We start from the raw sequence: 25,936 nt of genomic DNA, 5'->3' as shown, positions 1-25,936 counted from the left end.
GCGTGGCCGGCCAACACAGGGAATGCGCGACGCGCCTATTACTTGTTCACGACCGCCATGATGTCTTCTTCACGCATCACCAGCAGTTCCTGACCATCGACCTTGACGGTCTGGCCAGCGTACTTGCCGAACAACACGCGATCGCCAACCTTGACGTCGAGGGCCACACGGCCGCCCTTGTCATCACGCTTGCCATCACCGATGGCCAGCACTTCACCTTGGTCCGGCTTTTCAGCTGCCGAATCCGGCAGAACGATACCCGAAGCCGTCTTGGTTTCTTGGTCGAGACGCTTGACGATGATGCGATCGTGCAAGGGACGCAGGTTCATACACACTCCTTTCAATTCAAAACAGGACATGACCACGAGGTAAATCGCGCGTGGCGCGATGCTTCTGCATCGGCGCCCGGTTGACTCCGCGCCACCTGAGACAGGCAGCTGTGGCGGGACGAAAGCCGCGTTTCCGCGGCCCGACGTGGTACTGACAGCCCGAAACCCCCGCCAGATGGCCCTTTCAGGCCTTTCCCGGCGTCTTCTGGGAAGGCTGTTAGCACTCTCCGCCAACGAGTGCTAAGTATAGGGGCGACCTATGGCAATTTCAAGGCGCAGATGCAATTTCCGGGAAAACCTGACCGGACGGCCGTAGGACCGGGTCGCGGGGCAAGCCAAGACGCGTGTATCGCGAACCGGGAGCCTATAAATACGCGAGAAGGAGGGAGAGGACCTATTCCCATCCCCGCCTTGCCTCCCTTCAGCCGTCTCACACACTGTCACGCCCCAGTCATTTCGATTTATTACATTGCAGGCTCAATCGAATCCCATAGAGGACCTGACCTGAAATGAAGAACTTCCCGCTTTGCGTGGAGGGCACCCCTGTGTCCAACGCGTCCATGATCGCCGCTTCGGCAGCATCGTTTGTCCCGCGCTTTCGCGCAACGCCGTCCGCCCGTGCGGTTCGCCGTGCCCTCGCCGCCCTCCTTCCCCTTGCCGTCCTTGCAGCCCCGCACGCCCATGCAGCGTCCAACGTGACCTTGTACGGCCTGATCGACTCCGGCGCCGAATTCCTGACCTCGGCAGCACGCGAGGCGTCAGGCAGCAAGGACAACGTCGTTCGTGCCACCTCCGGCAATATGTCCGGCTCGCGCTGGGGCCTGAAAGGCAATGAAGATCTGGGCGGCGGCACGCAGGCCCTGTTCCTGTTGGAAAACGGCTTCGACATCACCAGCGGCAAATCCCTGCAAGGCAGCCGCGAGTTCGGTCGTCTGGCGTATATGGGCCTGTCGAACAAGACCTACGGTCGCTTCACCTTGGGACGCCAGGGCGGGATCTTCCTCGACTGGGTCAGCAAGTACAACCCGCTCGGCAATGCCGTCTACGCGGTCAAGATGCAAGATCCGGTCTTCTCGGACCGGCTCGACAACACGGCGCGTTACGAGAACGCCTTCGGCCCCTTCCATGTATTGGCCCAGTATTCCAAGGGCTATGACGATGTGAGCTTCGGCACGTCCACGGCCGGCGACAACCGGCGTGCGCAAGTGATCGAAGGGGGCGTCGAATACCGTGGCGGCCCGTTCAGCGCCGTGCTGGCCTATGACCAGAAGAACGGCGGCTCGACAGCGCTCAACGCCGCCAGCACGGCGAAAGTCGGTGGCTATGAAGGCAATGTGAACCGTAGCGTCGCGCTGGCGGCCAAGTACAAGTTCGCCAAGGTCGACGTCTCCGGCGGCTGGCGCTATCGGGACGGGCGCGCCACGCATTTGACGACGCTGACGACGGAAGCCACCGAGATCTCGAACTTCTACTGGCTCGGCGCGACGTACAAATACACGCCTTCATTGTGGCTGTCGGCCACCGCGATGTATCAGGACTTCAAGGATACGAACCGCGATCCGTGGTCCTTCCAGATCAGCAGCGACTACTTTCTGTCGAAGCGCACCGATGTCTATGTCAACGTCGGCTATGTCCTGAATCGCCATGGCTCGAACCTCGGTCTGAATGGCTTCGGCACCGACGTCGTGGCCGGCAGCAATCAGTTCGGCACGATGGTCGGCATCCGGCATCGCTTCTAATATGGCGGCCGACGACGCCTCCGATGTCCTCGATACGCGCCCGCGCGACGCGGGCATCGCGATCCACATCGATCGGTTGAGCCATGCGTTCGTGCCGATGCCCGTGTCCGACGATGCGGCATGGGTGTTGGACGCGCTGACACTGACTGTGCCGGCCGGCACGACGATGGCCCTGCTCGGCCCCTCCGGCTGCGGCAAGAGCACCTTGCTCAAGTTGCTGGCCGGGCTGCTGCAGCCCTCCTGCGGCGCCATTCGCTTCGGTACGCGCTATGTCGCCAGCGGCGCGGTGCGCTCGCCCGCACAGACGCCGTCGGACGCGGCGGACTTTCCGCCGAATGTCTGGGTGCCGCCCGAGGGGCGCTCGCTCGGCATGGTGTTCCAGGACTACGCCCTATGGCCGCACATGACCGTGGCCGGCAACGTGTCTTTCCCCTTGGAAATGCGTGGTGTATCGCGCGCGGAGCGACGCGATCGCGTCCATGACGCATTGACGATGGTCGGCCTCGCGCATCTGGCGGAGCGTCGACCGCAAGCGCTGTCCGGCGGACAGCAGCAGCGCGTCGCGTTGGCGCGGGCCATCGTCGCGGCACCGGACGTGTTGCTGTTCGATGAACCGCTGTCGAACCTCGACCGCGATCTGCGTGTCCGTCTCTGCGAAGACATCGGCGCGATGCTGCGGCGTCTCGGCACCACCGCCGTCTATGTCACCCACGATCCCGAAGAAGCGCATGCCCTGGCGTCTCACATCGCCACGCTCGCCCACGGCCGCGTAGCGTCCGTGCGCCCCGCTCACCTCATTGAAGCTTTTCATCATGACGATCCCCGACGCGCTGGTTAAACTGTTCGCCAGACACGCTTTCCTCCCTTTTCTGACCATGTTGCTCGTCTCTCCCGCCGCGCCGGCGCATGCCGATACGCACGCCATTACTGTTTATACGGCCGGTCCAGGCACGCTGAGCCGTAAGCTCGCCGCGGGCTTCGAAAAGAAGACCGGCATCAAAGTCGATCTGTTCCAGGCCACCACCGGCAAGGTCATGGCGCGCCTGGAGGCCGAGCAGGCGAATCCGCGCGCGGACGTGCTGATTTCGGCGTCGTGGGATGCGGCGCACGACCTCGATGCGCGTGGCTGGCTCGCGCCGTGGCAGACGGCCGGCAGCCATGAAGCCGACGCCGTTCCCGCGCCGTTCAAGGCGCCGCACTACGTCGCGCAAGGCATCTCGGCGCTTGGCATCGTGTGGAACAGCCAGAGCAAGACACCGGAGCCGACCGATTGGCATGACCTGACGCTGCCCGCCTTCCGTGACAAGGTCACGATGCCGGACCCGGCGCTGTCGGGTGCATCGGCGGACCTGTTGCTGGGTCTGCAAGCGCGCCTCGGCACACAGGCCTGGCAATTGTTCGACGCGTTGAAGCAGAACGGCATGCAGATATCCGGCCCGAATGCGCAAGCATTGAATCCGGTGCTGCAAGGCGCGAAAGCGGCAGTATTCGGCGCCGTGGATTACGTTGCCTACGCCGCGGCGGCACAAGGCGAATCGATCAAGGTGATCTTTCCGTCCAGCGGCACCGTGATCGCCCCGCGTCCGATGATGGTGCTGAAAACATCCGCGCATCAAGCGGAAGCGCGCGCCTTCATCGACTATGTGCTGTCGAAGGAAGGTCAACAGGCGGTCGGCGAAGCGTGGCTAATCCCGGCACGCACCGACATCGCGCTGAAGCGCGCATCGTTCAACGATCTGCGCCTGCTGCCGCAAGACGGCGCGACCGGGCATGACAATCGCGCCGACGTGCTGGCGCGATTCAAGACGCTGTTTGCACAGCCGTGAGTCACATCGTCGACGCGCAAGGTCGGCGCGACACCGACAACCGGCCACATCCCGACCATCCCGTCGGCGCACGACGGTCCCCACGGCACGACGCATCACCGCAGCGCGGCGTGCGTCTGGCATCTATCGCGCCCGCGCTGCTGTGGCTGATCTTGTCGATCGTGGTAGCGCTGCCGATTGTCTTCATCGTTTTGCAGGCGATCTTCCCGGCGCTCGCCGATGGCCGCTTCACGCAGCCATTTGCCGCGCTGCCGGCGACGCTCGGTGCACGACAAACCTGGACCCTGCTAGGTAATACGGTGCGGCTCGGCATTGCGGTGGCGTGCGCCGCAACGCTCATCGGGACCGCGCTGGGTGCGGTGCGCGGCCTGTTCGCCTTGCCGTTCGCACGCGTCTGGGACGTGCTCTTCCTGATCCCCTTCTTGATTCCGCCCTATCTCGCGGCACTCAGCTGGATGCTGCTGTTGCAACCGGCCGGCTATCTGCAGCAGCTGACGGGCCTCCATCCCGGCAACGCCTTGTTCTCGTTTACCGGCATTGTCTTCGTCATGACGATGACCACGTTCCCCGTGGTCTATTTCGCGGTCTCGCGCGCCTTCGCGCAGATCGGCGGACGTCTGGCCGACGTCGCGCGCGTCCATGGTGCCTCACCGTGGCGCGCATTCGCACGCGTGACGCTGCCGCTCGCCGTCCCAGCGATCGCCGCCAGCGCACTGCTGGCCTTTACGATGTCGGTGGAGGAATTCGGCGCACCGGCAGCACTGGGGGCACGCGCCGGCGTCACCGTGTTGGTGACCGCCATCGAGTCGCGCTTCTCGGATTGGCCCATCGACTTGCCCGGCGCATCGATCCTCTCGATGCTGCTGGCCGGACTGGCGATCGGCGCGTTCGCCCTGCAGCAACGTACGCTGTCCGGTCGCGATGTCTCGGTGGAAAACGGCAAGCCGGCGGCGGTAGCGGCACGCGCCCTCGGCGTCTGGCGCTGGCCGGTGACGCTGCTATTCGGCCTGTTTGCACTGTGCGCCACGGGGGCCCCGCTCGGCGCGATTCTGGCCACGGCGCTGTCGCATACGCTGTCCGGCGGTCTGCATCTCTCGAACCTGACGCCGGCGCATTTCACCATTTTGTTTTCGCAAGGCGAAGATGGGCTGAGCGCGATCGCCACCAGCGCCGGACTGGCGGCCGCCACCGCCGTGTTGACGGCGGCCCTGGGCCTGGCGTGCGCGTGGTATGCGGTGCGTTCGACGCTGCGCGGTCGCGCTGCATTGGACGCGCTGAGCTTGCTGCCGCACGCGTTGCCCGGCGTCGTCGTGGCCGTCGGACTGATCCTCGCCTGGAATCAACGGTTCTGGCCGGTCACGCCCTATGGCACGTGGTGCATCCTATTGCTGTCGTATAGCTGTCTGATGCTGCCCTATCCGGTCCGCTATGCAGGCATGGCGTTGCGGCAATCCGGCGCGTCATTGGAAGCCGCCGCGCGCGTGCACGGCGCCTCCGCCGCCCGCACGGCATGGCGGATCACCTTGCCGCTGGTGGCGCCGTCCCTGGTCGCGGCATCGATGATCGTTTTTGCCACCGCTTCGCGCGAGCTGGTGACATCGCTGTTGCTCGCCCCTAGCGGCCTGCAGACGGTCTCGATCTTTGTCTGGCGTCAGTTCGAACAAGGCTCCATCGGCGATGGCATGGCAATGGGACTGGTGTCGATTCTGGTCTCCGCGACGCTGCTCGGCATCGCATCCCGTCTGACGTCGTCGCGCGCGCCGTGAGACGCTGCGAGCAGCGCGCTGACATCATGACGGGGGGACGCGGCTACCGCCGCGCCTGCTTCAGCCGTGCACGGCAACCCATTCGGCGATCCGCGCCACGCGCTGGCGTCGGAACGCCTGCGATGCGGCGTAGTTGCGATGCTCGATACGAATCAGATCGATCGGCGTCATCCTTGCCGCCTGCAACATCCAGGCGAACGGACCATCGCGTCGCAACGAGGGACGCGTCGAGATCGCCGAGAAATACACATCGCCCCATGCAGTGGCGATCATATCGATCTGGTAATAGCTTTCGTCGCGAAATGTCCGCGCGAGGCGGCGCGCCGCCTCGTCGACCCGCGCCAGCACCGCGTCGGACAGCGGCAACTGCGTCGGTAGCGCGATGCCGTCGTCGGGGCCGGCCGCAGCGGGCGCGCCACCGGTACGCTGCGTCATCATTGCCTGCTTCACCTGCGCCCCACGCCGGCCGCGCGCGCCCATCGTGACGCCCTCGCTGTGGCTGACGCCCAAGCCGGCGCATATCGGCAATACCGTCCATTTGCCATCGCGAAACAGGACGCCAACCGATAAGGGCAGCCCCCCGACGCACTGCTGAACGAGGAAATGATCGTCGTACGGCGAGATCTCGGCGGCGAAGCGGGCGATCTCGTCGGGCGTGACGAAGGGCAGCGCCCGCACCTGAAACCCGGCACCGGCCGCATTCGGCCGCAATACGACGGGCGTCGCACCAAACCGTTGCCGCGCCGCCTGATACGCCTCGTCGGGCTCGGCGATATTGGCAAGGATCGTCGGCACCGGCATCAGCAGGTCACCGGCGATCTGCTGCACCACGGCCGCCTGCGCATACAGGTCGAAGGCGAGCGCCGCCGTCAGCGTCGAACTGCGGTTATCCGGAAAATCGAAAAACCGCGCCAGACCGTGAAACGTCCCGTCTTCGCCATCCTGCGCCTGCATCAACGAGAACACGATCCCGCCCCCATCCATCAACGCCGTCATGCATTCGACCGCACTGATCGCGCGGCCGTTCCGCAACAGATGCGCCGCGACCGGCAAGCTGTCATGCGACGCCGGCTTGTCGATCCTGATCGTACCGTCCGGCGCGATCAGAACGACCGCCTTCACGACGATATCGTCGGGCGCCCCGTCGCGTAACGTTTCGCGAAGATGGTCATACCCTTGGCACGATGCCCGCCATTCCACGGAACGCCCGCCAAACAAAATCGTCACCATCGGCATGCGGTGCGCCTCCTTGATCGATGTATGCGCGCGCTCGGACGCGCGGGATGGTGCATCGACAACCTGCACCGGACGTAGCGCGTAAAAATGACGCAGCGCCATCGGCGACGGACAGCGCGTCGCCGCCTGGCGCACCGCGACGCAGGACCGGAAAACGTGCCCGCACGGCTTTACTGCTTCGTCATCCTTAGCACTGACAAGCCCCTATTTTATGCAGAACGCGCGGTCGGCAGCGCTACGAAAGTTCGTAAGCTGAATGGGATTTCGCCTAGCCGGTACGCGGGGTGGTCGGCGCGACCGCCCGACCGTTTGCGTAACGCTGCGCGATGTTTCGGCGCGGCGACACGCACCGCGTCCACCGCAAATGGTTGCTTATGGCAAGATAGAGCGATCCCTTATATGGAAAGGAGTGGCGCCGTCATGTTTTCTTTTATCGGAACCGTGGTCGTCGGCCTGATCGTCGGGCTGCTTGCCCGCGCGTTGAAGCCGGGCGACGATAAGATGGGCCTCTTATGGACGATCGTCCTCGGTATCGCCGGCTCCGTCGTCGCCGGCTATGTCGGGCGCGCGCTGCACTGGTATGCACCGGGCCAGGGTGCCGGCTGGATCGCATCGATCATCGGCGCGATCGTTCTGCTCGTCCTCTACGGCATCGTGCGCCGTCGCACATAATGCCTCCGGCAGCCCCGTCCGAGGGCTGCCACTCAGGCCAGTCGCCGGTATAGATCGCGCAGCTTGACGTCGTCGCGCAGGACCCGCGCCATGTTGCGCCCCGTGTACCGCGGCACCGCGTCCAGCGCAATCCACGCGAATTCGTCCATTTCCGGAATCATGCGGCCGTTCCTTCGGCTCGGGAAGAGCGACGTGCAAATACACGCACCAATATCGATGTCCTCGCTGGCGACGCGTTGCGCGAACAGATGCAACGATTTGTCGCTCCGATAGGCATAGACGCCCAGATCACTGAGTCCCGCACCGGCGAGCACGAGCCCCGTTTCCTCCCACAGCTCGCGCAGCGCCGCATCGCGCGGCAGCTCACCGGGGTCCGCCATCCCTTTGGGGATATCCCAATGGTCGGTTTCCGTGGCGTGGCATAAAAGGATTTCCGCGCGCTCGTTCAATAACAGCACGCCCGCCGACATCGTCTTCCCCACTCCGCCTCCTTCGCTTCGCCCGATCCCCGCACCCTTCGCACCCGCTGCAGCCGCGGCCCGCGGCGCGGACGCGCTACCCGCGAGCCCGGTATTTCCGTGGGCTCCATCGCAGAGTCTACGCAACAACGCGCTGTGATGCGCAATGCGTCGATTACAGCCTGTCTCAGCCGATCTGTAGACGCACTTGAAGGTTATGATATATTATTACATTCGTCGCTCCAGCCCATCCTCGATACCATGCCCGTCAATCGTCCTCGCTTTGCCGTCGCCGCTTCGTTACCGTCCGTCTCCTCGCAACGCCGCCCCACGCCCCTTGACGCAAGCACGCGGCTGATGCGCCGCGTGAGCGTTGCCGTCGGCCTCGGCGTCGCCGCCTTGGTATCGGCGCCCGCCGCCTTTGCCGCGCCGACAGCTGCTGCATCGACGGCCGCCACCGCTCCGACCGCTGCACCCGCTGCGCCGTTACGCGTGGTCGCCGCCGAGAATTTCTACGGCAATCTGGTACGCGCGCTTGGCGGCAGCCATGTTCGCGTGGACAGCATTCTGTCGAATCCCAATCAGGACCCGCATAGCTTCGAGGCCAGCCCGTCGGTCGCGCGCGCGCTGTCCGCCGCCGATCTCGTCGTCTATAACGGCATCGATTACGACCCCTGGATGCTGAAGCTGCTGTCGGCATCGCCGCGCGGCGCGCGCCAGCAGATCGTCGCCGCCGACGTATTGGGCAAGCACGAAGGCGACAACCCCCATCTTTGGTACGATCCGGCGACGATGCCGGCGCTGGCCAAGGCGATCAGCGCCTATCTGCAGGCGCATGACCCGGCCCATGCGCCGGAGTACCGTCAACGCCTGCAGCAGACGCTCGACGCGCAACAAGCCATCGTCACGCAAGTCGCGGCGATGCGTGCGCGTTACGCCGGCATCAAGGTCAGCGCCACCGAGCCGGTATTCGGCTATATGGCGCAGGCGGTCGGCCTCGACATGCAGAATCAGCGCTTCCAGCTCGCCGTGATGAACGAGACCGAGCCCGCCGCCAGCGATGTGGCGCGTTTCGAACAGGGCCTGAAAGCCAAGGAAACCAAGGTGTTGATCTACAATGCGCAAACGTCCGACCAAATGAGTCGCCGCTTGCAGCAAGTGGCGAAGCAGGCGGGCGTGCCGGTGGTGCCGGTCACGGAGACCGAACCGCCTGGAGTCAGCTATCCACAATGGATGTTGAATCAATTGAACGCCTTGGACAATGCGCTGAAACACGCGCCGTAATATGCAAGCAGCATCAGAAAACGCCGGCGCGCCGGCGATCGGTATCGATCACCTCAGCATTACGCTCGCGGGCAGGCGCGTCCTAGACGACGTCTCCCTATCGATCGAGCCGGGCGAATTCATCGGCGTCCTAGGCCCGAACGGCGCCGGCAAGACCACGCTGATGCGCGCGCTGCTGGGCCTGGTGCCCGCCACCGCCGGCAGCATTTCCCTGTTCGGCGCGCCGGTCGCGGCCGGCCTGTCGCGCATCGGCTATATGCCGCAAGTACGAGCGATGCAGGCGGCGCAACGCATCTCCGGGCGCGATTTCGTCGCCTGTGTCGTCGACGGTCAACGGTGGGGCTGGCCGTCGCTGGCGGCCCGCTTCGGACGTGGCGCGCGCGCGGAAGCACAGCGCCAGGCCGTCGACGATGCGCTCGATATCGTCGGCGCGCGCAAGCTCGCGGATCGGGCGATCGGCGATATGTCGGGCGGGGAGCGCCAGCGCCTGCTGCTCGCGCAATGCCTGATCGGCAAGCCGCGGATCCTGCTGCTGGACGAACCGCTGATCAGCCTCGATCCGCATCGGCAACAATCAGTGGTCGATCTGGTGACCGACGTCACCCGCACGCTCGGCATCACGACGCTATTCACCGCACACGAACTGAACCCGCTGCTCGGCGCGATCGATCGCGTGCTGTATCTGGGCAGCGGCGCCGCCGCGCTCGGCACCGTCGACGATGTCATCACGGCACCGATTCTCAGCCGCCTCTACGGTGCGCCGATCGATGTCATGCGCATCCAGGGCCGCATTTTCGTGATGTCGGGCAGTCAATTGATGGAAAAGGACGCGCACCACCATGCTTGAGTTCGATTTCATGCGCCACGCCTTCGCGGCGGCCGGGATCGTCGCGGTGGTGGCGGGCGTCGTCGGCTACTTCCTCGTTCTGCGCGGCCAGACCTTCGCCGGCCATGCGCTGGCGCACGTCGGCTTTACCGGCGCCACCGGCGCGGTGCTGCTCGGCTTGTCGCCACTGACCGGCATCGTCGGCTTTACCTTGCTCGCCGGTCTCGGCATGGGCGCCTTGGGCGAGAAACTGTCGGGCCGCGACGTGGCCATCGGCACGATCCTCGCGCTATCGCTCGGCACCGGCATGCTTTTCATGCGGTTTTTCACGTCGTATGCGGGTCAGGTCACGGCGCTGCTGTTCGGCAACGTGCTCGGCGTCGACGATCGCACGCTGATGGCGCTGGCGCTGCTCGGCATCGTGACACTGCTGGCGCTGGCGCTGATTTCGCGTCGCCTGATTTTCGCGACGCTGCAGCCGGAACTGGCGGAAGCAAAAGGCATCTCGCTGCGCGGCATGTCGATGCTGTTCCTCGGCATCGTCGCACTGGCCACCGCGCTGGCGACGCAGATCGTCGGCGTGCTGTTGATTTTTACGCTGATGGTCAGCCCGGCCGCTGCCGCGCAATTGCTGACGCCCCGGCTGGGACGCGGTATCGTGCTGGCCACGGTGCTGGCGCTGATCAGCGCCTGGGCCGGCATCACGCTGGCCTTCTACACCGATTGGCCGACCAGCTTCTGGATCACCGCCGTCAGCGGCGCGATGTATTTGATCAGCGTGCTGATCGCCAAGGCGCGTAGCACCCGCGCCGCCCCCGAAGGGCCCGCGACCAACGACGGGCACGGGCATGATCATGCGCATCATCACTGAGCCACATCGGGCCCTGACGTTCCAGGGCCTTTTCACATCGACGGTCGGCTTACGCGCCGATTAGATCACGGCCTTCAGCAAGGCCGCGTGATGATCGATGTGATCGGCGATATACGATGAGATGAAGTAATAGCCGTGGTCATAGCCCGGCTGCCGACGCACGGTCAGAGCCTGACCGGCAAGCCGGCACGCGGCTTCGAAGCGCTCCGGTTGCAACTGCCCATCGGCGAGAAACTTATCGGCGAGTCCTTGATCGATCAGGATCGGCGTGCCGTTCGCACTGCGTTTGCCCTGCTCGATCAAAGCGGTCGCGTCGTATGCCGCCCAGGTGCTTCGATCCGCCCCCAGATAGCCGGTGAAGGCTTTCTGCCCCCACGCACATTGACTGGGCGAGGCGATCGGCGCAAAAGCGGAAATCGTCCGGAAAAGCGCCGGATGACGCAGCCCCAGCACCAGCGCGCCATGGCCACCCATCGAATGGCCGAAGATCCCGAAACGCGCGCCATCCACCGGCAGCTGCGCGGCGACCAAGGCGGTCAGTTCGTCGACGATATAGGAATACATCCGATAGTGCGCCGACCACGGCGCGACGGTCGCATCCAGATAAAAGCCGGCGCCGACACCGAAATCCCAGGCATCGCTGTCGCCGGGCAGATTAGCGCCGCGCGGACTCGTATCCGGTGCGATCAGCGCCAGACCATGCCGCGCGGCGTGCTGTTGCGCGGCGCCCTTGGTCGGGAACGTTTCTTCGGTGCAGGTCAGGCCGGCGAGATAAAACAAGGCCGGCACCTTGACGGTCGCATCGGCTGCGGCAACCGCGCCCGTATGGCGGTCGACGACCGATGGCGGCAGGAATACCGAGAAGCGCATCGGCAGGCCGATGGTCTCGGACGAGTGTTCATAAAAGCGCTGAATACCGCCGAAGGCGCGGTGTTCCGAAATCAATTTCATCGTCATAGGCCTCTTGTTGCTCCGACGCACAAAACAAAACAGCCCGTCCCACTTGCGTGACACGGGCTGAGCGCGCGCTCGCGGACCGATCAGTGTACACGGGGCGACCAAACCGTCGATCCCCCGCGTGCCACGGCTCGGCGCCGCACAGACGCTTTCTTACTTCGCGGCGGTCTGACCTGCCTTGTCGTCCGCATGCTTCAGCGGATTGCCGTACTGATCGACACCCCAATCCGGATCGCTGTCGGGCGCACGCGGCGTGTCGCCGGTGTGGGCCAACCAGCCGCCGCCGAGGTACTGGTACAACTGCACCAGATTCGAATCGCGCGCCTGCTGCGCACTGACGAGCGTTTGCTGCGCCGTGTACAGATTGGTTTGCGCCGTCAGCACGTTCAGATAGCTGTCGGTACCGCTCTTGTAGCGCAGCTCCGACAGATCGAGGTAAGTCTGCTGCGAGGAGACATAGCGCTGCAAGGCATCGATCTGCAGATCATACGTCCCACGCGCCGCCAAACCATCGGACACTTCCTGGAACGCCGTCTGGATCGCCTTCTCGTAATTGGCGACCGCGATGTTCTTCTCGGCTTCCGTGTAATGCAGATTCGCCAGATTCTGGCCACCGGAGAAGATCGGCAAGGAGATCGACGGTCCGAAGCTCCAGTACGCCTGGCCCGGCTTCAGCAACTGGCCCAACGACGCACTCGCCGCGCCGGCCGAACCGGTCAGCGTGATCTTCGGGAAGAACTCCGCACGCGCCGCGCCGATATTGGCGTTTTGCGACAGCAGCTTGTTCTCGGCTTCGACGATGTCCGGACGACGCATCAGCAGATCCGACGGCAAGCCGGCCGGGATATCGGCGATGATGCCCTGCTTGTCCAGCGGCAACGGTTGCGCCAGATCGTCAGGCAACGGCGCGCCCACCAGAAGTTGCAACTGATTGAGCGCCTGCGCACGCGACCGGATCTGCGCTTGCAGATTCGACTGCGCCTGATCGACGACCCCTTCCGATTGCTTCAGGTCCAGCTCGCTGCCCACGCCGTTGTCGAATTGCAGCTTCGCGATGCGATACGACTCGCCCGCCGTCTTCAACGTGTTCTGCGTGACCGCCAGCTGCGCGTCGTACGCCCGCACGGTCAGGAATTGCACGGCAACCTGCGAGACCAGCGAGATCTCGGTTGCCTTGCGGGCTTCCGCCGTCGCCAGGTAGGTCTGCAACGCGGCATTGCTCAGGCTACGGACGCGGCCGAAGAAATCGAGCTCCCACTGGGCGTTACCCAGCGCCTGATAGGTGTTGCTCACCGTCGGCTGACGCGTGTACGTCAAGTCGGCCGGCGTGCGGGTACGCGTGCCGTTGCCTTCCGCCGTCAAGGTCGGGAACAGCGCCGCACGCTCGATGCGGTACTGCTCACGCGATGCCACGACGTTCAACACCGCGACCCGCAGGTCACGGTTGTTCTTCAACGCCATCCCGATCAGCTGCTTGAGCTGCGGGTCCGTGAAGAACTCGTTCCAGCCCAGATCCGCGGCCGCAACCTGCGTGGCCGACTGCTGCGCCGGCGGCTGCGTGTCATACGGACCACCGGTGGGGTAGCCCGCCTGTACCGGCGATGCCGGACGATGATACTTCGGCGCCAAGGTACAGGCGCCGAGTACCGCCACCGTCATCACGGCCAGCACGCCGGCCGAGACGACGGATGCCGGGCGATGGCGCGCCGTGCGGCCTTCCGCTGCCGACTGCCCCGTCCACGATTGTTGTTTCTTCATATCAGTGTTCATCCTTCCGGTCGGTCGGCTCGGCCTTGCGGTTGTTGCCGTCATTGCCACCGCTCGTACCCGCCGCGCGATGCGCCTTCTCGTGCTCGGAGAACCGGCCCGCGATCACCACGTAGAACATCGGCACCAACGGCACGGCCAGGAAGATCGCGGTCAACATCCCGCCGATCACGCCCGTACCGATCGAGTGCTGGCTGCCGGACCCGGCACCGTTACTGATCGCCAGCGGCAACACCCCGAGGATGAAGGCCATCGACGTCATCACGATCGGTCGTACCCGCAGACGAACCGCTTCCACCGCCGCATCGAAGATGCTCATGCCTTCTTCATGCAGATCCTTGGCGAACTCGACGATCAGAATCGCGTTCTTCGCCGCCAGACCCACGGTCGTCAGCAAGCCCACCTGGAAGAACACGTCGCTCTCCAGGCCCCGCAGCGATGTCGCGATCAGCGCGCCGAGAATACCCAGCGGCACCACCAGAATCACCGAGAACGGGATCGACCAGCTTTCGTACAGTGCGGCCAAGCACAGGAACACGATCAGCACGGACAACGCATACAGTGCCGGTGCTTGCGAACCCGACGCCTGCTCCTGGTACGACAGCCCCGTCCATTGGTAGCCGATACCGGTCGGCAACTTGGCCGCCAGCTTCGCCATTTCCGCCATGGCCTGACCCGAGCTATAGCCGGCTGCGGCTTCACCTTGGATTTCGACCGACGACACGCCGTTATAGCGTTCCAACTTCTGCGGACCGTACGTCCAGTGCCCCATCGCGAACGACGAGAACGGCACCATCGTTCCGGCCGTGTTGCGCACGTACCAGTCGTTGACGTCTTCCGGATTCATCCGGAACGGCGCCGCGCCTTGCAGGTACACCTTCTTGACCCGACCGCGATCGATAAAGTCGTTGACGTACGACGACGCCCATGCGATCGACATCGTCTGGTCGATATCGGACAGCGACAGACCCAATGCGCTGGCCTTGTCCTTGTCGATGTCGACCTTGTACGTCGGCGCATCGTCGAGACCGTTCGGGCGCACGCGCGTCAGGATCGGATCCTGCGCCGCCATCCCCAGCAGCTGGTTACGCGCGGCGATCAACGCCGTGTGACCCAAAGCCGCCTGGTCGATCAGTTCGAAGTCGAAGCCCGCGCCGGTACCTAGTTCCGGAATCGACGGCGGGTTCACCGGGAAGATCATCGCGTCCTTCACTTGCGAGAAGTGCATGAACGAGCGACCGACCAGGGCCTGAATCGTCTGGCTTGCCTTCTTCCGTTCGCTCCAGTCCTTCAAGCGCACGAACGCAAGACCCGAGTTCTGACCGCGACCGGCGAAGCTGAAGCCGTTGACGGTGAAGACGGATTCGACGTTGTCCTTCTCGTCATTCATGAAGTAGTCGTTGACCTGCTTCAACACGCCTTCGGTACGCTCCTGCGTCGAGCCCGGCGGCGTCTGAATGATGACGAACATCGTGCCCTGGTCTTCCTCGGGGAGGAAGGACGTCGGCAACTTCCAGAACATGAAGCCCACGAGGACGCAGATCAAACCGTACAGCACGAAGTAGAAACCCGAGCGGCGAATGATGTGCTTCACGCCGACGATCGTACCGTCGCGACTCTTGTTGAAGTTACGGTTGAACCAGCCGAAGAAACCGGTCGTCTTCTCGTGACCCTTCTCCACCGGCTTCAGCAACGTCGCGCACAGTGCCGGCGTCAGAATCAACGCGACCAGAACCGACAGCGCCATCGCGGACACGATCGTCAGCGAGAACTGCCGATAAATCGCGCCGACGGAACCGGACGAGAATGCCATCGGCACGAACACTGCCGCCAGCACCATCGCCACACCCACCAGCGCGCCGGTGATCTGTTCCATCGCCTTGCGCGTGGCTTCCTTCGGCCCGAGACCTTCCTCGGCCATCACCCGCTCGACGTTTTCCACCACGACGATGGCATCGTCGACGAGCAGGCCGATAGCCAGCACCATCCCGAACATCGACAGCGTATTGATCGAGAAGCCGGCGGCCTGCATGATCGCGAACGTACCCAGCAGCACCACCGGCACGGCGATCGTCGGAATCAACGTCGCGCGGATGTTCTGCAGGAACAGGTACATGACCAGGAACACCAGGACGATACCTTCCAGCAGCGTCTTGACCACTTCCTCGATCGACAGCTTCACGAACGGCGTGGTGTCGTACGGATACTTGACGACCATGCCATGCGGGAAGTACGCCGACAACTGCTGCACCTTGTCACGCACGGCCTGCGCCGTATCGAGCGCATTCGCGCCCGTTGCGAGCTGGATACCGAAACCGGCGGTGGGCTGCCCGTTATACTTCGTGTTGAAGTTGTAGTTTTCCGAACCGAGGCCGATCGTCGAGACATCGCCCAGACGGACCGTCGCACCGGTGGTCGTCGTCTTCAGGATGATGTTGCGGAACTGCTCAGGCGTCTGCAAGCGGACGTTTTCGGTGATGGCAGCGGTCAATTGCTGGCCCGGCACCGACGGCGTACCGCCCAACTGACCGGACGCGATCTGCACGTTCTGGTTGGTCAGCGCGGTCTTCACGTCGACCGGCGTCAGTCCATAGCTGTTCAGCTTGTTCGGGTCCAGCCAGATCCGCATCGAATACTGCGAACCGAACAACTGCACCTGGCCGACACCGTTCACACGGCTGACCGGATCCTGAATGTTCGACGCGACGTAGTTCGACAAGTCGGTCTTGTTCATCGAGCCGTCTTCGGACACGAAGGCCATCACCAGCAAGAAGCTGCTGCTGGACTTCACGACCTTGATCCCCTGCTGCTGCACTTCCTGAGGCAACAGCGGCTGGGCCAGCGACAGCTTGTTCTGGACCTGCACCTGCGCGATGTCCGGGTTCGTACCCGCCGCGAACGTCAGCGTGATGGTCGCATTACCCGAGTTGTCGCTGGTCGACGCCATGTACAGCAAATGGTCGATACCATTCATCTGCTGCTCGATGACCTGCGTCACCGTGTCTTCCACCGTCTGCGCGGACGCGCCCGGATAGGTCACCGACAACTGCACCGCGGGCGGCGCAATGGTCGGATATTGCGAAATAGGCAATCGCGTGATCGAGAGAATCCCCGCGATCATCAGCACGATTGCGATCACCCATGCAAAGATGGGACGATCGATAAAAAACTTTGCCATATTGGGTCAGCCCCTGTCTTTACTGTGCAGCGGACGCGCCGGATGCCGTGGCGGCACCCGAAGCGCCCGAGGCCGGCGACGTTACAACGGCGCTCGATGCGGCATCGGCGGTCTTACCGTCGCTACCACCCATCGCACCGCTGGTGTCTTCCAGATCCTTCGAGGCGGCCGGCAGCTTCGCATCCACCGGTTGCACGGTCGCGCCCGGCTTGGCCTTCTGCGTCCCTTCGACGATCACGCGATCACCGGCTTGCAGGCCGCTCGTCACGACCCAGGAGGAACCCAGTGCCTGCGACGTCGTCAGCGCGTGCACCTGCACCTTGTTGTTCGCATCGACCACCATCGCGATCGGCGCGCCCTTCTGGTCATGCGTCACGCCCTGCATCGGCACGATGAAAGCGTGGTCGTTGATAGCCTGTTGAATGCGCGCGCGGACGAACATCCCCGGCAGCAGATCCCGTTTCGCATTCGGGAAAACCGCGCGAACCGTCGTCGTGCCGGTGCTCTGATCGACCGATACGTCGGTAAATTCGAGCTTGCCCTCGTCCGGCAGCGTCGTGCCGTCGGACAGCACGACCTTGACCTTCGCCGCGTTTTCGCCGGCGTCCTTCAGCGAGCCTGTCTCGATATTGCGGCGCAGGCGCAGCAATTGATCGCTCGACTGCGTCAAGTCGACGTACAGCGGCGAGATCTGCTGAACCAGCGCCATATTCGTCGCCGCGCTGGATTGGACGTAGGCGCCCTCGGTCACCAGCGCCGCACCGATACGACCGGTGATCGGCGAGCGAACCGTGCAATAGCCCAGATTGATTTCCGCGGTGCGCACGGCGGCGCGGCCCGCTTCGACATCGGCCTTCGCCGAGCCGGCGGTCGCGACCGCGTCGTCATAGGACTGCTTGCTGACTGCATTTGCAGCAACAAGTGTCTTATAACGATTCGCCTGCGATTGCGCCGATGTCAGCGTCGCCTGCGCCTTTGCCAACGTCGCCTTGGCGCTCATCAGCGTGGCTTCGTACGGTGCCGGATCGATTTGGAACAGGACCTGGCCGGCCTTGACCTCGGCACCCTGCTGGAAGAAACGCTTCAGAACGATGCCGTCCACGCGTGCATGAACTTCGGCCACCAGGAAGGACGAAGCACGCCCCGGCAGTTCGGTGTTCACGGCAACCGCCTGGGGTTGGACAGTCATCACACCGACCTGCGTCGGCGGCTGCTGCCCGGCCGCCGGTTGGTCTTTCTTTCCGCAGGCAGCGAGCGTGAGCATCATTGCCCCCGAAGCGGCGCAAATAAGACGGTACTTGACCCGATCAACGCGCATGGAACGACCTCTGACAAAAAATTGTTCTTTAAAAACCGCTGTTTTATCACCGTGAAGACGGCGGCCTACTCTATCTATCGCGTCAGAGACTACTGGCTTTCAACGCCGTGGGTGTGACCGCGCCAAAACAACCCTATTCCTGACAAGGTTTTTTTCGACGCGAAACCCGATTTTGTAAGCAATTCCGCACCGGCTAACGCCAAGCGCGGCGGCGTCCGTTCTTAAAATTGTCTTTAAAAACAGATGCCTCCGCGCAGAGTGGATGTTATTATATATACATTCACTAATGTATGTATTACCGTGCATTAATTCCCCAATGGCAAAACGCCGCAGGACGTGCCTACCCGGCTGTGCTGAGGGCCGGCCGACGCCCGTAAGCAAGCGCCGGAAAGACCGTCAACTTTTTTGAGATCAGCGCAGGCGCGCCATGCCCAGAAGAACGAAAGAAGAAGCGCTAGAGACCCGCAATCTGATCCTCGACACCGCGGAGCGCATGTTCTCCGAGCGCGGCGTCGCGCACACTTCCCTGGCGGACATCGCCGGCGCGGCCGATTTGACCCGTGGAGCAATCTACTGGCATTTCAAAAATAAGTGTGAATTGTTCGTCGCGATGGTCGATCGGGAACTGCTGCCGCTCGACGAACTGATGGCCGAGTCGATCGATGCGCGAGAGCCGGATCCGCTCGGCCGTCTGCGCGCGATTCTGGTGCAATGTCTGCTCGATATCGTCCAGAACCCGCGCCGTCGCACCGTGATCGAAATATTGGTGCTGAAGTGGGAACATACGGTGGATATGCAGCCAGTCATCGAGCGCAAGCGCGACAATGCGCGCCGCACGATCGATGCGATGCAGCGCGCGCTGGCCAATGCGGTCGATAAAAACCAATTGCCCGATACGCTCGATACGGCATTTGCCGCCTCGTTTCTTCATGCGATGATTGTCGGTACGGTGACCGACCACATGGCCGCCTACACGCCTCGGGCGCTGCTCGACGATGCGCAGCGGCTGATCGACGGATTCGTCGACATGTTGCGCCGCTCCCCCGCCCTGCTGCATCTCCCGCAGGCCGGCACCGGATTGGCCTAGCTGTCTGCGGCGCCGGCGGTTCCCGCCTGTTCTCACGCTGCGTGGCGTGAATTTTGCTGCTAGTGTCGCTTGATATAGGCTGCGGATCCCCGTGCGCCCGGACTCTCTCGAACAAGGTGCGCCTCGCATGGACAACGTCGACCTCACTGTGATCGAAACCGCTGAAAAATGGCGTCGAGCGGGTCAGCGCGTCATATTGGGAACGGTGGTTCGGACATGGGGCTCCGCACCGCGCCCCGTGGGATCGATGGTCGCGGTACGCGATGATGGCCTCATCGTCGGCTCCGTCTCCGGCGGCTGTATCGAAGACGATCTGGCCGATCGCGCTATCCGGGGCGTACTGACGCCGGACGATGGGCTGCCCTGCGTGGTGCGCTACGGCGTGGATGCAGAGGAGGCCCAGCGCTTCGGTCTACCGTGCGGCGGCACCCTGGTGCTGGTGCTGGAACCGATCGGTGCACGCAGCGCACTCGCCGACTTGATAGCGGCGCTGCGCCAGCCCGCACCGCCGCGGACGGCCGAGGAAATCACCGGCGTCGCGGCCGTGGCGCCACTCGGCTTCCGACGCACGCTGCTCTGCCGCGATCTCGATATGCGAACCGGGGCGGTACGGTTGCGCGACGGCACGTCGGGGGCTGCGCATCACGAACCGGACGACACCGTCGGGGCGACCGACTCCAGCACGGACGTCGATGCCGATATAACGGCCGTCCAGCCGCGTGATTTCGCGTTCGACGGCAAGACCTTGACCACGCTGCACGGCGCCGCCTATCGGATGGTATTGATCGGTGCCGGCGAGATCGCCTCGCACCTGGCCCGGATGGCGGTGCCGCTGGGCTATCAGGTCATCGTCTGCGAACCGCGCGAACAGTATGCCGGTTCATGGGAGGTCGACGGAGTGGATCTGACTCGCGCCATGCCGGACGACGTCGTGCTCGGCATGGGGGTAGACGCCCGCACCGCCATCATCGCGCTAACGCACGATCCGAAACTCGACGACCTCGCGCTGATCGATGCGCTACAGTCAGAGGCTTTCTACGTGGGCGCCATCGGATCCCGCGGACATCGCGAACAACGGGTCGCCCGTCTTGCCTTGTTCGACGTCTCTCCCGAGCAACTGGACACCCTCCATTCGCCGGTCGGCCTCTACCTGGGCGCGCAGACCCCGGCCGAAATCGCCGTCTCGATTCTCGCCGAGGTCACCGCCTACCGTCACAATGTGCCGGTTCTGCAGTCCCATGCGATTCGGGCCCGTGCAAAACCGGAACGTTCGGTTTCGCACGGGCCCGACGACAAGCCGGCCTGCGGTTTGGTGCCGCCTGGCGATATCGCTCAGGCGGACAGCCTCTGATTTATGCGTGCTTCCAGCTGAAGCTCAGGCGTGCATGGCCTTTGCTGGTCACGTTCGTCGTGTGCGAGACTTCCTTGCCGGCGTAAGTGGCATGCACCGTATAGTGGCCCGGCTGCAGGCGCACGAGCATATACGGGCCCTTCGCCGACGTTTCCAGCACGGTCGCGCCTTTCGAGTCGGTAATCTTCACCGCAACATCGGCAACAAAGTTACGGTCGCCGCCGATAAAGCTCAGCGACAGCGGCCAATGCGCCGCCGCTTTTTTGATCGCATCGGACTCGTCCTTACCGACACCGCCCGACAGGAAGGTCACATCGCCTTGCTGCGCCGCGGCGGGCAGACTGCCCTGATCGGTCGACTGTGCATGCACCGCCGGTGCAACTGCCGTCAGCGTTGCCGCCAGCGTAAAGGCCAGGACGCTGGCGCCCTTCGTCCATCCGCTTGCGGAAAGGGGCTTCGATCGTTCAACCATCGGTGTTTTCTCCTCATTTATTGTTTGCTTGGGATCAGACCGTCGGCGGACCCAGGGACTGGGTTGCCGCCGAACTATCGATCCGACCATGCAAAAGCGATGCCAGCTAGATCGCCGGCACGCCACAGGCTTAATTGTTAGCCGCGCCGCTCAAATCCACCGGGACGAAAATCTGCGAGTCGTCGCGTTGGATCAACAAGGCCACGCTGCTGCCGGCCTGGGCGATTCGATCGCGCAATTGCGCCACCGTCGTGACCGGCGAACCGTTGATCGAGAGGATCACGTCCCCCGGTTGAATACCGGCATTCTCCGCCGCACCCACCGCCTGCTGCACCAGCAAGCCGCCGCTGATCTGTGCCTGATCGCGTTCCTGCGGCGTCAGCGGCCGAACCGCAACGCCCAGGCGTCCTTGCGGCTGATCCGGCGTTGCAGTCGGCTTCGCATCGCCGTCCTTGGCGCCCAGCTTGGCCACCGTCACGTCGATCGTCTTGCGCGCCTTATCGCGCCACACCACGATCGATGCCTTGGATCCCGGTGCGATATTGGCCACCTCGGCCGGCACCGCCGCCGAATCCTCGACGGTATCGCCGTTGACCGACAGGATCACATCGCCAGGCTTGATACCAGCCTTCGCCGCCGGACCGCCCGGTTCGACGGACGCGACCAGCGCGCCATTCGAATTCGGCAGACCGAAGGAGTTTGCCAGTGTCTGGTTCATTTCCTGGATCGTCACGCCGATCCGGCCGCGACTCACATGGCCATCCTTGACCAGCGCCTGCTCGACCTTCATCGCCACGTCGATGGGAATGGCGAAGGAGAGACCTTGGAAGCCGCCCGTCTGGCTGTAGATCATCGAATTGATACCGATGACCTGACCATCCAGGTTGAACAGCGGACCACCGGAATTACCCGGATTCACCGGCACGTCGGTCTGGATGAACGGCACATAGGTGTCGTCCGGCAGCGAACGCGATTTCGCGCTGATGATCCCCGACGTCACGGTGTTGATAAAGCCGTACGGCGAACCGATGGCCACGACCCACTGACCGACCTTGCTCTTGTTCGGATCGCCGATCTGCACCGTCGGCAGATCCTTGGCATCGATCTTCAGCACGGCGACATCGGTCGGCTTGTCGACGCCCACCACCTTGGCGCGGAACTCACGCTTGTCCGTCAGCTTGACCGTGACGACATTCGCCCCGTCGACGACGTGCGCATTGGTCAGGATATAGCCGTTCGCATTGACGATGAAACCGGAGCCCAGGCTCATGCTCGGCGCATCTTGCTGCTGCTGATTCGGTACGTCGCCGTAGAAGTGCTTGAAGAACTGGTAGAACGGATCGTCGGGGCTGATCGGCAGCTGTTGCTGCGATTGTCCACGCTTCGACGAGGCGCGCACCTCATGCTTCGCGCTGATGTTCACCACGGCAGGACTATAGGTCTCCGCCAGGCCCGAAAAGTCCGGCACGCCGGTACGTCGGGCTGCTTCGGCGGGCATCAATGCCGGCTGCGCGGGCGCTGTCTGCGCTGCTTGCGGCGCCGGAGCCGATGCCGGCGCGGGGACGCTGGGCGCGGCGTGCGCCGGCTCGACGAAATTCGTTTCGTAATGGTGCGTGCCGGCCAGATAGCCGCCCGCCACCGCCAATGTCAGCACGCCTGCCAGCGCGGTGCGTTTGAATGTCCGTTGCTTCATTCTCGACTCCTCGATCCGATGAGCATGTGCTGCCCTTGGTATCAAGCGTACGAGCAAGCGCTTAAACGGAACTTAAGCACGGTCGCAACGTCGTGCCGGTTCATTGCCGGCGACTAGAAATTCAGACCGAGCGCTGCGACCCGGCTATCTGCACACGGACCGTCAAGCCATGCGGCGCGCGGTCCGCGAGGGTGATCTCGGCGGCGTAACGATCGGCGATCCGTTTCACGATCGCGAGTCCCAGGCCGCTGCCGCGCGGGTTCACCGGATTATCGGCATGCGTGGCATCGGGCGAGCGATAGAACCGATCGAATACGCGGGTTTTGTCGGCATCCGAAATGCCCGGTCCGGTGTCGGCGATTTCGAGCCAGGCGCCTCCGTCGCAGGGCCCGAGCGACACATCGACGCGGCCGCCGCCCGGCGTGTATTTGACCGCGTTGTCGAGCAGATTGCCGATCAGGACCTGCCAATCGTCGGCATCGCCGTCGATGCGAACGCTTTCCGCGCTTCCCATCCCCAGATCGACGCCCTTGTCGATCGCCAACGGTGCCAACAGCGCGACGCAGGACTCGACCATGACGCGCAGGTCGGGGTTCCCGCTCCCCTTGCCCGCCTCGCCCACGATGACACCCGTGACAGGGGAGCCGCCGGAGCCGCCAGGCGGCAACGCCGCCGCGCTGTCTGTACGCGCGCCGACGTTTCGCGCGCCGGCGTCGCCCACCGACGGCGCCATATCCGAGCGGGCGAGCAACAGCAGTTGCTCGACCAGACGCGTGGCGCGTTCGACGCCGTGCTTGAGATCGGTCAACGCTTCGCGCCGTGCGACGTCGTCGCTCGCACGCTCCAGCAACTGGGTCTGGATCCGCAGCGCGGCCAGCGGCGTGCGCAACTCGTGCGCGGCGTCGGCGACGAAGGCTTTCTGCGTATCGAAAGCCACGCTCAAGCGCTGCAGCAAACCATTCAGCGCCTGTACCACGGGGCGGATTTCCGGCGACACATTGCGCTCGGGCAGCGGATCGACCGCCTCGGGCTTGCGCGCCTCCAATGCCCGCGCCAGCCGCGACAAGGGCCGCAAGCCGCGGCCGACGCTGAGCCACACGGCAATGCCCATGACGGGCAACAATACCACCAGCGGCCAGACGGTCCGCCAGGCGGTTTCCGCCGCCAACAGGCTGCGCACGGCCATCGGCTGCGCCAGCTGGACCACGTTGTCGCCGACGATCGCGCTGTAGACGCGCCAGTCGCCGCTCGGGGTGTGCTCGGTGGAAAAACCGAGTTCCGCACGCGGCGCCAGCGGCGAACGGGGATGGGAATAGTAGAGTTGCGCGCCGTCGCGGCTCCAGATCTGGATCACCACGCCGTCGCTGCTCGCCGCGTTATTGCCGAGAACCGAGGAAAACGGCTCCGAGGGCAGCGCCGCCGCCGTCTGTTGCAGTTGATAATCGAACAGCGCATTGGCTTCGGCCTGCGCCTGTCGGTAGATCAGCACGCCGGCCAGGACGATACCCAGCATGACGATGCCGAGCAGCCAGAACAGCAAAACCCGTCGAATCGATCGCATCGGCGCCCTTACTCTCCCGCCCGACCGGACGCATCCGGCGCGGCGGTGGGCGTGGCGGACGTGGCCGACGTCGTTCCGCCGGTGCCGTTGCCCTCGGCGCCTTGCCGCGGAATCAGATAGCCGAGGCCGCGCACGGTCCGAATGAAATCGGCGCCCAGCTTTTTGCGCAGCGCGTGAACATAAACTTCGACGGCGTTGCTGCCGATTTCCTCGCCCCAGCCATAGATTTTCTCTTCGAGCTGCGCTTTCGACAACACCGCGCCCGGCCGTGCCGTCAGCGCCTCCAGTAGCGCATATTCGCGCGCGGAAAGGGCGACCGTCGTACCGTCCACGGCGACCTCGCGGGACGTCGGATCGATCGTCAACGCGCCGAAACGCATCACCGGCTCGCCACGTCCGGCCTGGCGCCGCAGCAGCGCGCGCATCCGCGCGGCCAGCTCGTCGAGGTCGAATGGCTTGACGAGGTAATCGTCGGCGCCGGCATCAAGCCCGCTGACACGGTCGGCCACCGCATCACGCGCGGTGCAGATCAGCACCGGCACCTTGTTGCCCGAGGCGCGCAGGCTGCGCAGCACGTCGAGGCCGTCGCGCTTCGGCAATCCGAGATCCAACAGCACCAGATCGTATTGTTCGAGCCCCAGCGCCGACGAGGCCGCTGCGCCATCGGCGACCCAATCGGTCGCCCAGCCGTCGGCGCGCAACGCCTTACGCACGCCGTCCGCGATCATTCGATCATCCTCTACCAGCAAAATCCGCATTTATCGTGCTCCCTCGGGCATCGCATCGGCCTGCGTTGCGCCCCTGTCCCAGTTAGCGCCTATCCAGCCCGGCACGAAAGGCTGGGTCCGTGCAATCAGCACCGCCCGCATATCCGCCAAGCAGGCATCGACGCCGCCCGCAACCACACGGCTCGAGCAAGACAGCATCAGATTACGCGGCAAGCCAAAGTCCTCGACCTGCCAGTCCGCGCTATCCCGCCCCGCTGCGTCGTGGGCCACCTGCTCGCTGATCGGCTTGTCCGGTGCGCCATAGGCCCAGACGGGGAGCCCCAGCGCCACCGCATAGCCGATTTCGAAGACGGTGCCGGAATCGGGCTCGGCGCCGCGAAAATCCTGCACATTGGCCATGACGGCGTCGCAGCCGCGCAGCAGGGCGATATTCGCGCGATAGATACGCATCGCGCTCCCCGGCGTCGGCGGCAAAGCGGTACTGCCGTCCGGCTGCACGATGTCGTCCGCGTCGGGCGGCAGCGCCGCGTCCAACGGGAAATGGCCCGCGAAGCCGAAAGCGGCGCAACGCGCGCGCAACGCCGCGCCACGGGCAATCGGATCGCGAAAAAACACATCGGGTCCGGCCAAATAGATTTTCAAAGGGGCCTGCATGGCGGCATGAGACGGAGCAAACGAAGTGGGGAGTGTAGCGTGCCGACCGACCGCTCGCGCAAGGCCCTAACGAATTGTCACGAAAGGAGGCGAATTGCCGCGCGCGAGCAAGCCGCATGTAAGCCAGCAGCGGCAACTTATGTCTACAATGTCCGATCCTCTC

General features: G+C 64.1%; 22 protein-coding genes and 1 pseudogene. 11 read left to right on the top strand and 12 right to left on the bottom strand.

Features of this window, described 5'->3' with window-relative positions; translation table 11 throughout:
- Positions 1 to 38: 38 nt before the first annotated feature.
- Positions 39 to 329: a co-chaperone GroES gene (groES, locus tag ABEG21_RS05255; RefSeq protein WP_347556195.1), complete on the bottom strand. Its 291-nt coding sequence runs from the start codon at positions 327 to 329 to the stop codon at positions 39 to 41.
- A 545-nt stretch (positions 330 to 874) separates the two neighbouring features.
- On the opposite strand from groES, the gene ABEG21_RS05250 reads away from it, so the two are divergent.
- The 4 genes from ABEG21_RS05250 to ABEG21_RS05235 all read left to right on the top strand — a co-directional run bounded on the left by ABEG21_RS05250 (position 875) and on the right by ABEG21_RS05235 (position 5,660).
- Positions 875 to 2,068 (top strand): porin, encoded by a 1,194-nt coding sequence (locus ABEG21_RS05250; RefSeq protein WP_347556194.1) that lies wholly within the window; start codon positions 875 to 877, stop codon positions 2,066 to 2,068.
- 1 nt (position 2,069) lies between these two features.
- Positions 2,070 to 2,906, top strand: coding sequence for an ABC transporter ATP-binding protein (locus tag ABEG21_RS05245; RefSeq protein ID WP_347556193.1), 837 nt, complete (start codon positions 2,070 to 2,072; stop codon positions 2,904 to 2,906).
- Positions 2,907 to 2,943: 37 nt separating this feature from the next.
- Positions 2,944 to 3,894: an ABC transporter substrate-binding protein gene (locus ABEG21_RS05240; protein ID WP_347556636.1), complete on the top strand. Its 951-nt coding sequence runs from the start codon at positions 2,944 to 2,946 to the stop codon at positions 3,892 to 3,894.
- A 110-nt stretch (positions 3,895 to 4,004) separates the two neighbouring features.
- Positions 4,005 to 5,660, top strand: a complete 1,656-nt coding sequence (locus ABEG21_RS05235) for an iron ABC transporter permease (protein WP_347556192.1) — start codon at positions 4,005 to 4,007, stop codon at positions 5,658 to 5,660.
- Between the two features lie 60 nt (positions 5,661 to 5,720).
- Here ABEG21_RS05235 and ABEG21_RS05230 read toward each other — a convergent pair whose 3' ends face one another.
- Positions 5,721 to 6,896, bottom strand: a complete 1,176-nt coding sequence (locus ABEG21_RS05230) for a hypothetical protein (RefSeq protein WP_347556191.1) — start codon at positions 6,894 to 6,896, stop codon at positions 5,721 to 5,723.
- Positions 6,897 to 7,316: 420 nt separating this feature from the next.
- Between ABEG21_RS05230 and ABEG21_RS05225 the strand changes: the two genes are divergently transcribed.
- Positions 7,317 to 7,568 (top strand): GlsB/YeaQ/YmgE family stress response membrane protein, encoded by a 252-nt coding sequence (locus tag ABEG21_RS05225; protein ID WP_347556190.1) that lies wholly within the window; start codon positions 7,317 to 7,319, stop codon positions 7,566 to 7,568.
- Positions 7,569 to 7,600: 32 nt separating this feature from the next.
- Here ABEG21_RS05225 and ABEG21_RS05220 read toward each other — a convergent pair whose 3' ends face one another.
- Complete coding sequence (locus ABEG21_RS05220; protein ID WP_347556635.1) at positions 7,601 to 8,038, bottom strand: NUDIX hydrolase; 438 nt, start codon at positions 8,036 to 8,038, stop codon at positions 7,601 to 7,603.
- 249 nt (positions 8,039 to 8,287) lie between these two features.
- On the opposite strand from ABEG21_RS05220, the gene ABEG21_RS05215 reads away from it, so the two are divergent.
- From ABEG21_RS05215 to ABEG21_RS05205, 3 genes and pseudogenes are all read left to right on the top strand, one after another.
- Positions 8,288 to 9,310, top strand: coding sequence for a zinc ABC transporter substrate-binding protein (locus tag ABEG21_RS05215; protein WP_347556189.1), 1,023 nt, complete (start codon positions 8,288 to 8,290; stop codon positions 9,308 to 9,310).
- A 1-nt stretch (position 9,311) separates the two neighbouring features.
- Positions 9,312 to 10,157: an ABC transporter ATP-binding protein gene (locus tag ABEG21_RS05210; protein ID WP_347556188.1), complete on the top strand. Its 846-nt coding sequence runs from the start codon at positions 9,312 to 9,314 to the stop codon at positions 10,155 to 10,157.
- A pseudogene (locus tag ABEG21_RS05205) lies at positions 10,150 to 10,920 on the top strand (metal ABC transporter permease); the annotation flags it as partial. The gene ABEG21_RS05210 and the pseudogene ABEG21_RS05205, both read left to right, overlap by 8 nt.
- A gap of 147 nt (positions 10,921 to 11,067) precedes the next feature.
- On the opposite strand, the gene fghA reads toward ABEG21_RS05205, so the two are convergent.
- The 4 genes from fghA to ABEG21_RS05185 form a co-directional block, all read right to left on the bottom strand.
- A complete protein-coding gene (fghA, locus tag ABEG21_RS05200) occupies positions 11,068 to 11,964 on the bottom strand; it encodes an S-formylglutathione hydrolase (RefSeq protein ID WP_347556187.1) in 897 nt (298 codons plus the stop codon).
- Between the two features lie 153 nt (positions 11,965 to 12,117).
- Positions 12,118 to 13,623 (bottom strand): efflux transporter outer membrane subunit, encoded by a 1,506-nt coding sequence (locus ABEG21_RS05195; protein ID WP_347556634.1) that lies wholly within the window; start codon positions 13,621 to 13,623, stop codon positions 12,118 to 12,120.
- A 100-nt stretch (positions 13,624 to 13,723) separates the two neighbouring features.
- Positions 13,724 to 16,909: an efflux RND transporter permease subunit gene (locus ABEG21_RS05190; protein WP_347556186.1), complete on the bottom strand. Its 3,186-nt coding sequence runs from the start codon at positions 16,907 to 16,909 to the stop codon at positions 13,724 to 13,726.
- 19 nt (positions 16,910 to 16,928) lie between these two features.
- The gene (locus ABEG21_RS05185) at positions 16,929 to 18,176 is read right to left on the bottom strand and encodes an efflux RND transporter periplasmic adaptor subunit (RefSeq protein WP_347556185.1); all 1,248 of its coding nucleotides are present in this window, start codon (positions 18,174 to 18,176) and stop codon (positions 16,929 to 16,931) included.
- On the opposite strand from ABEG21_RS05185, the gene ABEG21_RS05180 reads away from it, so the two are divergent.
- The 3 genes from ABEG21_RS05180 to ABEG21_RS05170 all read left to right on the top strand — a co-directional run bounded on the left by ABEG21_RS05180 (position 18,087) and on the right by ABEG21_RS05170 (position 20,665).
- A complete protein-coding gene (locus ABEG21_RS05180) occupies positions 18,087 to 18,344 on the top strand; it encodes a hypothetical protein (RefSeq protein ID WP_347556842.1) in 258 nt (85 codons plus the stop codon). The two genes, ABEG21_RS05185 and ABEG21_RS05180, sit on opposite strands and share 90 nt — an antisense overlap.
- Positions 18,345 to 18,654: 310 nt before the next feature.
- Positions 18,655 to 19,314, top strand: a complete 660-nt coding sequence (locus ABEG21_RS05175; protein WP_347556184.1) for a TetR family transcriptional regulator — start codon at positions 18,655 to 18,657, stop codon at positions 19,312 to 19,314.
- Between the two features lie 127 nt (positions 19,315 to 19,441).
- Entirely contained in the window at positions 19,442 to 20,665 is a 1,224-nt protein-coding gene (locus ABEG21_RS05170) for an XdhC family protein (protein WP_347556183.1), read from the top strand.
- A gap of 1 nt (position 20,666) precedes the next feature.
- On the opposite strand, the gene ABEG21_RS05165 is transcribed toward ABEG21_RS05170, so the two are convergent.
- The 5 genes from ABEG21_RS05165 to ABEG21_RS05145 all read right to left on the bottom strand — a co-directional run bounded on the left by ABEG21_RS05165 (position 20,667) and on the right by ABEG21_RS05145 (position 25,773).
- A complete protein-coding gene (locus ABEG21_RS05165; protein ID WP_347556182.1) occupies positions 20,667 to 21,137 on the bottom strand; it encodes a carboxypeptidase-like regulatory domain-containing protein in 471 nt (156 codons plus the stop codon).
- A 130-nt stretch (positions 21,138 to 21,267) separates the two neighbouring features.
- Entirely contained in the window at positions 21,268 to 22,830 is a 1,563-nt protein-coding gene (locus tag ABEG21_RS05160; RefSeq protein WP_347556181.1) for a DegQ family serine endoprotease, read from the bottom strand.
- Between the two features lie 121 nt (positions 22,831 to 22,951).
- Positions 22,952 to 24,391: an ATP-binding protein gene (locus ABEG21_RS05155; RefSeq protein ID WP_347556180.1), complete on the bottom strand. Its 1,440-nt coding sequence runs from the start codon at positions 24,389 to 24,391 to the stop codon at positions 22,952 to 22,954.
- 8 nt (positions 24,392 to 24,399) lie between these two features.
- On the bottom strand, positions 24,400 to 25,149 hold the full coding sequence (locus ABEG21_RS05150; protein ID WP_347556179.1) for a response regulator transcription factor: 750 nt from the start codon (positions 25,147 to 25,149) through the stop codon (positions 24,400 to 24,402).
- A complete protein-coding gene (locus ABEG21_RS05145; RefSeq protein WP_347556178.1) occupies positions 25,150 to 25,773 on the bottom strand; it encodes a nucleoside 2-deoxyribosyltransferase in 624 nt (207 codons plus the stop codon).
- Between the last annotated feature and the right edge of the window lie 163 nt (positions 25,774 to 25,936).

Source organism: Robbsia sp. KACC 23696, assembly GCF_039852015.1.
In the GTDB taxonomy this organism is placed as follows: Bacteria; Pseudomonadota; Gammaproteobacteria; order Burkholderiales; family Burkholderiaceae; genus Robbsia.
The sequence above is the reverse complement of the archived record's forward strand: the minus strand, read 5'-3'. Positions and strand labels throughout refer to the sequence as shown.